Origin of the sequence: Salipiger sp. PrR002, assembly GCF_010500775.1 — a bacterium.
GTDB lineage: Bacteria > Pseudomonadota > Alphaproteobacteria > Rhodobacterales > Rhodobacteraceae > Salipiger.
The window spans coordinates 212,539-220,919 of sequence record NZ_JAAGOU010000008.1 but is presented as its reverse complement, the minus strand read 5'-3'; the positions used below and the strand labels follow the sequence as shown (position 1 = coordinate 220,919).

Here is an 8,381-nt window from a genome sequence, read left to right as displayed (position 1 = left end):
TCAAGGACTGGAGGCGTGTGGCCACCCGATATGACCGGTGCCCGAAGGTCTTCCTTTCGGCCGTCGCTCTAGCCGCCCTCGTCATCTACTGGTTATGAATCCTGACCCTAAGGACATCCTGCGGCGGGCCGTTACGAAGAAGAGGTCCCGTCTTCGCCTCGAAGATGCGGAATTGCTGTTCATCAAGAACAACGGACAGACAGCCATGACCCCTTTTCACGCTGGCGATTGGGGAACCTTGCGGGCCGAACTGGAAGCCATGGGATGGGCGCGATGATCCATCTCCGCCCCCATCTTGAGTTCAACCCGGAAGAGACGGCCCTCTCATTTGCGAGCCGGCTTGCACTCACGCATACTGGACGGGGCGCGGGCCATTTGCTTCGTGACCTTGGCATCAACACGACGAATTTCGTCTCGGGCCACCGTGCGGAAGTCGTTGCTCTCGCCGACGCCGCGAGTATCTCACACGACGCTCTCGTCGCGAGTAGTGTCGACGTTAGGCGGGCCCATGTCATCTTCCGTGGAGAGATCGCTTCCAGGGCCTGCGTTTCCCCGCGCGCGGCGCGCTTCTGCCCAGCCTGCCTTGCCGACGATGGAGAAAGAAACTCTTGGTCGCACAGGCTGATCTGGTGCATCCGGCACACCCAGCGCTGCGCGCGTCATGGCCTTTGGCTCAACGCCACCTCAGATTCGTCCGCTAAAGCTTTGCATGACGTTGTGCCGCATGCTGAGTGGTGGAACCGACGCGAAGTGCGCGAAGAAACGCCGGAGTATCTTGCCTGGCTCGAAGCTCGCATCTACGCGCTTGCTCAAGAGGAGAGTTCCTGATTGGCGACGCAGCCGATTGGGCAGGTCCTCAGCGCGTCCGAAATGATCGGCGCCGTCCTTGAGCATGACCATGATGTGCGTGTTTCCAAGCTTTCGGACGAGGCTTCTGAACAAGCTATCGACATTGGCATCTCGATATATCGGGAGGGTCCTGAAGCGGTGACCGAAGCGCTTGATACCATCCGCGCAGCGTCATCCGCCTCGGCTGTGCAAGCAGGCCCGCTTGCCTATTATGGCAAGCTTTACGAATGGCTCGACAAGAAGAGCAACAACGTTGATCCGGGACCGATCCGAGGCATTCTGCGCGATCACATCGTCCGACACTTCGCCATCGAGCCGGGCACAACGGTTCTCGGCGAAGAGGTGAAGACCCGGACCGCATATACATTTCAGGGATTGAGCATTGCGCTTGGAATGGATCGGCGCCGCCTCTCTCGACTGCTGCAAAATCTCGGCAAGGTGCCCGTCGGAGCATTGGACAAGGAGACCGGCAATATGACCTTCGACGTCGCCGAGACACTTCCGCTGATTCAGGCTTTCCAGTCCTCGATCAGCCTGCAGGAGTTGCCCGAGTATTTGGGCGCCAGCAAACGTCAGGTCACGGCTCTTTGCCGGGAAGGATTTCTGGAGCCGATGGTCCCCTCGAGCACGCGCGGTGCCGTGCGGAACATTGCGTTTGCTCGGGCTCCACTTGACGCAATCCTATGCCGTATCGAACAACTCCCCTCCATGACCGGAGCAGACGAAAATTAGCGCACCGTTTCCGCAGCCTGCCAGCGGGGGTCTTTGCCATTCGAGATCCTCTTCCCGAAGATCATGACCGGTTACCTACCAGCTCGGCGTGACCCGAGAAAGCACGGCATTGGAAGTCTGCTCCTGCACGCGGGCGACATACCCACAGTGCCCGACGCCAGCTGACCCACGATCCTTGTTAAGATAACGAGCCCGCCCTAGGCGGGCTTTTTCTTTGCCCGCGCGAAAGCTTGGCCAGATCTTCCAGCCTATTTCGCCGGATCTTGATCCGTAGCGCTGGAGCGCACCGATTCAATGCATTGTTATTACGTCATATTTTCTTCAACTTCGCGCTAACTTGATCCGGATTTACATCTTCTCAAACTCCCCGCTGGCGGCGCGCTCCGGCCTGCCTCCGGCGGGGATATTTACTCCATGAGGAAGACCGGAGTTCGCCCCTTCCTCTTGGCAGAAGTATCCCGGGGGAGAGGCGCGCAGCGCCTCGGGGGCAGAGCCCCCTCTCTTCTCCGATACAGTAAAGGGCGCCGCGATCTCTCGCGGCGCCCTTTTTCATGCTTGGCTTTCAGGGCTCAGTGCCCGCCGAGGATGCCCGTACGCACGTGATAATCGGCGGCGAGCGCGTAATCGGGATCGTCATCGCTGTCGACCACCAGATGCCCGGCCTTGGTCAGCAGGCGGTGGCAGTCGCGCGACAGGTGGCGCAGCTGCAGCTTCTTGCCCGCGGCCTCGTATTTCCCTGCCAGCGCCTCGATCGCCTGCAGCGCCGACTGGTCGACCACGCGGCTGTCGGCAAAATCCACGATCACCGACTTGGGGTCGCCTTCGACGTCGAAGATCTCGGCAAAGCCATCGGTCGAGCCGAAGAACAGCGGGCCCTGGATCTGGTAGACCCGCGCGCCCTCGGGCGTGGTGTAGCTCTTGGCATGGATGCGCCGCGCGTTGTTCCACGCATAGGCCAGCGCCGAGACGATGACGCCGACAACCACCGCCACCGCGAGGTCTTCGAAGACCGTGACCACGGTCACCAGCACGATGACGAAAGCGTCGGTCAGCGGCACGCGGAACAGAATGCGCAGCGAGTTCCACGCGAAAGTGCCGATCACCACCATGAACATCACGCCAACAAGCGCCGCCAGCGGAATGATCTCGATCAGCGGTGAGGCGAAGAGGATGAAGGACAGCAGGAAGAGCGCCGCGACGATGCCGGCGATGCGGGTGCGTCCGCCGGAGTTCACGTTGATCATCGACTGGCCGATCATCGCGCAGCCGCCCATGCCGCCGAAGAAGCCGGTGACCACATTGGCGGTGCCCTGCGCGATGCACTCTTGGCTGGCGCCGCCGCGCTGGCCGGTCATCTCGCCCACGAGGTTGAGCGTCAGCAGGCTCTCGATCAGGCCGATCGCCGCAAGGATCACCGCGTAGGGCAGGATGATGTGCAGCGTCTCCAGATTCAGCGGCACCGCCGGGATGTGGAACGGCGGGAAGCTGCCCTCGATCGAGGCCATATCCCCCACCCGCGGCACATCGAGGCCGAAGGCGATGACGATGGCAGCGGTCACCGCGATGCCCGCCAGCGGCGCGGGAATGATCTTGGTCACCTTGGGCAGCAGCCAGATGACCGCCATGGTCAGCGCCACAAGCGCCAGCATGGTCCAAAGCTGCAGACCCGAAAGCCATTCGCCGGGCGACACACCGGGCTGCGCGGTGCCCGGCACCTTGAACTGGGTCAGCTGCGCCATGAAGATCACGATGGCCAGCCCGTTGACGAAGCCGAGCATCACGGGGTGCGGCACCAGACGGATGAACTTGCCCCAATGCAGGGCCCCGGCGATGATCTGCAGGATGCCCATCAGCACCACGGTCGCGAAAAGATATTCGATGCCGTGATCGGCGACCAGCGCCACCATGACCACAGCGAGCGCCCCGGTGGCCCCCGAGATCATCCCCGGACGGCCCCCGAGCACTGCGGTGATCAGACCGACGAGGAAGGCGGCATAAAGGCCGACCAGCGGGTGCACCCCGGCGACGAAGGCAAAGGCCACCGCCTCGGGCACCAGCGCCAGCGCCACCGTCAGCCCCGACAGCACATCGGTGCGGATCTGGGCAGGGGTGAGCCGCGTGGTCGGCGAGAGGCTCAGGTCGGGTTTCGAAATGCGGCTGGCGTATCGCGCCAGGAGGGCTTTGGCCATGGAGAGCTATCCGTTCAAACTGTTGCGCGCGGCCTTGCCCATAAGGCACCTCGGCGCATTTCGCCACCCGCGCGCGCGATTTTTCACCAGATGAACGAGGGATGATGCGGATGCGCCAGCGGATCTCGCGCCTCGCGCGAGTGTGAGCCCGTCAAACGGGCAATCCTCGGCCCGCGCCACATGTTGTCCCCGCAGGGAGGTCACGTCGCGTCAAGGAGTATCCCGTGAACGAAACCCTCCTTCTGGTCATCGCCGCGCTGATCGTCGGCCTGTCGAAGGGCGGGCTGGCCTCTGCCGCCGCCATCGCGGTGCCGATGCTGGCGCTCTTCATGAGCCCGGTGAAGGCGGCGGCGACGCTGCTGCCAGTCTATATCGTCACCGACTGGATCGGCGTCTGGCTCTATCGGCACAATTACTCCAAGCGCAACCTCGCCATCCTGACCCCGTCGATCGTGCTCGGCGTCGGTATCGCGACGCTGATCACCCCCTACACGCCCGAAAGCGTGCTGCTGCTCTTCACCGGCGCGATCGGCCTTTGGTACTGTCTGCGCACATGGTTCGCCCGCGGCAGCGGCGAAAAGGCCGAGCCCCGCGTCGCCCCCGGCGTGTTCTGGGGCGCGACCACCGGCATCGCCAGCTTCATCACCCACAGCGGCGCGCCGCCGGCGCAGGCCTTCCTGTTGCCGCAGCAGCTTCCGAAGCTGCAGTTCGCCGGGACCATCGCCATCTCCTTCGCCGTGGGCAATCTGGTGAAACTGCCCGCCTATTACGCCATCGGCCAGCTTGACGGGCTGAACTGGGGGCTGATCGCCGGGCTGGCGGTGGCGGGGATCATTGGCACCATAGCGGGCCGCAAGCTCACCGCATGGCTGCCCGAGGCGCTCTATATGCGGATCATTCAGGGCTTTCTGTTTCTGCTCTCGGTGATCCTGCTGTTCCGCGGCGCCCGCGAATTCATCGCCTGAGCCGAGCCCCCTTTTCTTCCGCGCGCCGCCAAGGCAGGCTGCGCCGGAAAGGAGAGCAGGCATGACGCAGACGATGATCGGAGTGATCGGCGGCTCGGGGGTCTATGACCTCGACGCATTGGAAGACCGCGCGTGGGTCACCGTCGAGACGCCTTGGGGCGCGCCGTCGGATCAGGTGCTGACCGGCACGCTGGCGGGCGTGAAGATGGCGTTCCTGCCGCGGCACGGGCGCGGCCACCGTCTGTCGCCCTCCGCCGTGCCCTATCGCGCCAACATCGACGCGCTGAAGCGGCTTGGGGTGACCGATGTGATCTCTGTCTCCGCCTGCGGCTCGTTCCGCGAGGAGATGGCGCCGGGCGATTTCGTCATCGTCGATCAGTTCATCGACCGGACCTTCGCGCGGGACAAAAGCTTTTTCGGCAGCGGCTGCGTGGCGCATGTCTCGCTGGCCCATCCCACCTGCGCGCGGCTCGGCGCCCATGCGTTGGCCGCCGCCATCGACGCCGGGATCACCGTGCATGACGGCGGCACCTATCTGGCAATGGAAGGGCCGCAGTTCTCCACGCTGGCGGAGTCGCGGATGTACCGCACGCATTGGGGCGCGGATGTCATCGGCATGACCAATATGCCCGAGGCCAAGCTCGCCCGCGAGGCCGAGCTTTGCTACGCCTCGGTCGCCATGGTCACCGACTATGATTGCTGGCACGAAGAACATGGCGCGGTGCAGGTCTCGGACATCGTCAAAGTGCTGCATGGCAACGCCGAAAAGGCGCGCGCGCTGGTCTCGCGCCTGCCCGCGCTGCTGGGCACCGAGCGCGCGCCCTGCCCGCATGGCTGCGACCGGGCGCTCGAGCATGCGCTGATCACCGCGCCGGATGCGCGCGATCCGGCGGTGTTGGCAAAGCTCGACGCGGTCGCGGGGAGGCTGCTGTGAGCTTTGATCTCTGGCTGACCTTCGTCGCGGCCTCGACCGCGCTGCTGCTCATCCCCGGCCCGACGGTGCTGCTGGTGCTCAGCTACGCGCTCTCCAAGGGCCGGTCGGTCGCGCTGGCCTCGGCGGCGGGCGTGGCGCTGGGGGATTTCACCGCCATGTCGCTGTCGCTGGCGGGGCTTGGCGCGCTGGTGCTGACCTCGGCGATGCTCTTCACCGCGCTGAAATGGCTTGGCGCCGCCTATCTGGTCTGGCTTGGGATCAAGCTGCTGCGCTCCGCACCCGGCGCCGGGCTGCGCCTGCCGCACACCGAGATCACCGCCCGCGGCGTGTTCCGCCATGCCGCCGCGGTGACCGCGCTCAACCCCAAGAGCATCGCCTTCTTCATTGCCTTCGTGCCGCAGTTCGTCGACCCGGGCGCGGCGCTTTTGCCGCAGTTTGCTTTGTTGATCAGCACCTTCGTGACACTTGCCGCGCTGAATGTGCTGGCCTATGCCCTCGCCGCGGACCGGCTGCGCCGGATGATCGACCGCCCCGCCGTGCTTGCATGGATCACCCGCGCCGGGGGCGCGGCGCTGATCGCCATGGGAGTGCTCACCGCAACGCTGCGCCGCGCCGCCTAAGGCCCGACAGGAACCGAAGACCGATGAAACCGCCCAAGAGCATTCCCGACTACATCCGCACCATCCCCGATTACCCGCATGAAGGCATCCTGTTCCGCGACGTGACGCCGCTCTGCGCCGATCCGCAGGGATTTCGCCTCGCGGTGGATCAGCTTGCGCTGCCCTTCACCGGGCAGAAATACGACAAGGTTCTGGGCCCGGAAGCGCGCGGCTTCCTGCTCGGCGGCGCGGTGGCGCATCAGCTTTCGGTGGGCTTTGCCGCGCTGCGCAAGGCGGGCAAGCTGCCGCCGCCGGTGATCTCGCAAAGCTATGCGCTGGAGTATGGCGAGGCGACGGTGGAACTCTCCGAACATGCGATCACCCCGGGCGATCAGGTGCTGCTGGTCGATGATCTCATCGCCACCGGCGGCACCGCCGAAGCGGCGGTCTCTCTGGTCGAGCGGCTTGGCGGCCATGTCACCGCCGCCGCTTTCATCGTCGATCTGCCCGACCTCGGTGGCCGCAAGCGGCTCGAAGCAATGGGCGTGACGGTTCATACCCTCTGCGCCTACGAGGGGCTCTGAGCGACCAACTTGCGCGCCCGACCCGCACGCTGGGGCCTTCTTCTCTTTAAAAATACGCCGGGGGTGAGCCGCGCAGCGGCGAGGGGGCAGCGCCCCCTCTTTACACCCCTGCCGCCACCGACCGCTCCAGCGCCGGGTAGCGCAGGGCCAGCGTCAGCCCGCGCGCAAGGAAAGAGACCTGAAACGCCAGCCACAGACCGTGGTTGCCCATGGGGCCAAGGCTCAGCACCAGCACCGCGGCATAGATCAGCGTCGAGACCGCCATCATATTGCGCATGTCCCCGGCCCGCGTCGCGCCGATGAAGATGCCGTCGAACATGAAGGCCATGATCTGCAGCACCGGCGTCGCCACCATCCACGGCAGGAAGGCCAGCGCCATGCTGCGCACCTGCGGGTCCACGGTCATCAGGCTCACCAGCGCGGGCCCGCCGACCCAGAACACCGCCGAGAGCACCACCGCAACGAGGCTGCACCAGATCGCCGCCAGTTGCGCGCCGCGGCGCAGCCGCGCCAGATCGCGCGCCCCGACCGCCTGCCCGACCAGCGCCTCGGCGGCAAAGGCAAAGCCGTCGAGCGCATAGGTGGTGATCAGCAGGAACTGCATCAGCACCTGATTGGCCGCCAGCGTCACATCGCCAAAGCGCGCGCCGACGAACATGAACGAGACCATAATGCCCTGCAGCATCAGCGAGCGCAGCAGGATGTCGCCGTTGAGCGCCGCCATGTGACGCAGGCGCGCCGGATCGAAGACCCGCGCCCGATTGCGCCAGCCCGCGCCGAGAAACCCGTCACGGCACAGCCAGATGCCAAGCGCCAGCCCGGTCCACTCGGCGGCGAAGGTGGCGATGGCCACGCCCTCGACCCCCATATGCGCCCAAAGCACCAGCGCCAGGTCGAGCACCACATTGACGAGGTTCATGCCCAGTTGCAGCGCCAGCACCGCCCGCGTCCGCTCCTGCGCAATGAGCCAGCCGGTAAGCCCGTAGATCGCCACCGCGGCGGGGGCCGACCAGATGCGGATTTGCATATAGCTGCGCGCCATGGCTTCAACCTCTGCCGAGGCTGGCGACAGCGCGAAGGCGCCGCGGAAGATCAGCGTTTGCAGCGCGATCAGCAGGACCCCGCCCGCAAGGCCGATCAGCAGCGAGCGGGCCAGCAGCGCCGAGACCTCGCAGGCGTCATTCTCGCCCCGCGCCTGTGCGGTCAGCCCGACGGTGCCCATGCGCAAAAAGCCGAACACCCAATAGACCGACGACAGCACCACCGCGCCCACGGCGACGGCGGCGATCGGCTCGGGCTGCGGGATCTGCCCGACCACTGCGGTGTCCACCGCCCCGAGGATCGGCACGGTGATATTGGACAGCAGGATCGGCACGGCGATCTGCAGCACTCGGGAATGGCTCAGCGGGGGCGCCTTGGGCGTGGCTTCAGCGGTCATGATGGCGGATCGCTAGCACCTGCGCGCGGCGGGCGGAAGGGGCCATGACCGCGCAGAGCGAGCGCAGCTGAGGCCCCGGTCGCGATGCGCC

The 8,381-nt window shown here is 65.5% G+C and carries 8 protein-coding genes and 1 pseudogene; 7 read left to right on the top strand and 2 right to left on the bottom strand.

Annotation, left to right across the window (positions count from 1 at the left end; genetic code table 11):
* The 3 genes and pseudogenes from G0A00_RS11170 to G0A00_RS11160 all read left to right on the top strand — a co-directional run.
* Positions 1 to 98, top strand: a pseudogene (locus G0A00_RS11170) (IS5/IS1182 family transposase); the annotation flags it as partial.
* 175 nt (positions 99 to 273) lie between these two features.
* Positions 274 to 828: a TniQ family protein gene (locus G0A00_RS11165; RefSeq protein ID WP_164180884.1), complete on the top strand. Its 555-nt coding sequence runs from the start codon at positions 274 to 276 to the stop codon at positions 826 to 828.
* Positions 829 to 1,581 (top strand): hypothetical protein, encoded by a 753-nt coding sequence (locus tag G0A00_RS11160; protein ID WP_164180886.1) that lies wholly within the window; start codon positions 829 to 831, stop codon positions 1,579 to 1,581.
* Between the two features lie 569 nt (positions 1,582 to 2,150).
* Here G0A00_RS11160 and G0A00_RS11155 read toward each other — a convergent pair.
* Entirely contained in the window at positions 2,151 to 3,770 is a 1,620-nt protein-coding gene (locus G0A00_RS11155; RefSeq protein WP_164180888.1) for a SulP family inorganic anion transporter, read from the bottom strand.
* A gap of 224 nt (positions 3,771 to 3,994) precedes the next feature.
* Between G0A00_RS11155 and G0A00_RS11150 the strand changes: the two genes are divergently transcribed.
* The 4 genes from G0A00_RS11150 to G0A00_RS11135 all read left to right on the top strand — a co-directional run bounded on the left by G0A00_RS11150 (position 3,995) and on the right by G0A00_RS11135 (position 6,852).
* Entirely contained in the window at positions 3,995 to 4,735 is a 741-nt protein-coding gene (locus G0A00_RS11150) for a sulfite exporter TauE/SafE family protein (protein WP_164180890.1), read from the top strand.
* A gap of 61 nt (positions 4,736 to 4,796) precedes the next feature.
* Positions 4,797 to 5,669, top strand: a complete 873-nt coding sequence (locus G0A00_RS11145) for an S-methyl-5'-thioadenosine phosphorylase (protein WP_164180892.1) — start codon at positions 4,797 to 4,799, stop codon at positions 5,667 to 5,669.
* Positions 5,666 to 6,289, top strand: a complete 624-nt coding sequence (locus G0A00_RS11140) for a LysE family transporter (RefSeq protein WP_164180894.1) — start codon at positions 5,666 to 5,668, stop codon at positions 6,287 to 6,289. The genes G0A00_RS11145 and G0A00_RS11140 overlap by 4 nt, the downstream gene beginning before the upstream one ends.
* A gap of 23 nt (positions 6,290 to 6,312) precedes the next feature.
* Positions 6,313 to 6,852, top strand: a complete 540-nt coding sequence (locus G0A00_RS11135; RefSeq protein ID WP_164180896.1) for an adenine phosphoribosyltransferase — start codon at positions 6,313 to 6,315, stop codon at positions 6,850 to 6,852.
* A gap of 100 nt (positions 6,853 to 6,952) precedes the next feature.
* On the opposite strand, the gene G0A00_RS11130 is transcribed toward G0A00_RS11135, so the two are convergent.
* The gene (locus G0A00_RS11130; protein WP_164180898.1) at positions 6,953 to 8,290 is read right to left on the bottom strand and encodes an MATE family efflux transporter; all 1,338 of its coding nucleotides are present in this window, start codon (positions 8,288 to 8,290) and stop codon (positions 6,953 to 6,955) included.
* Positions 8,291 to 8,381: the final 91 nt, after the last annotated feature.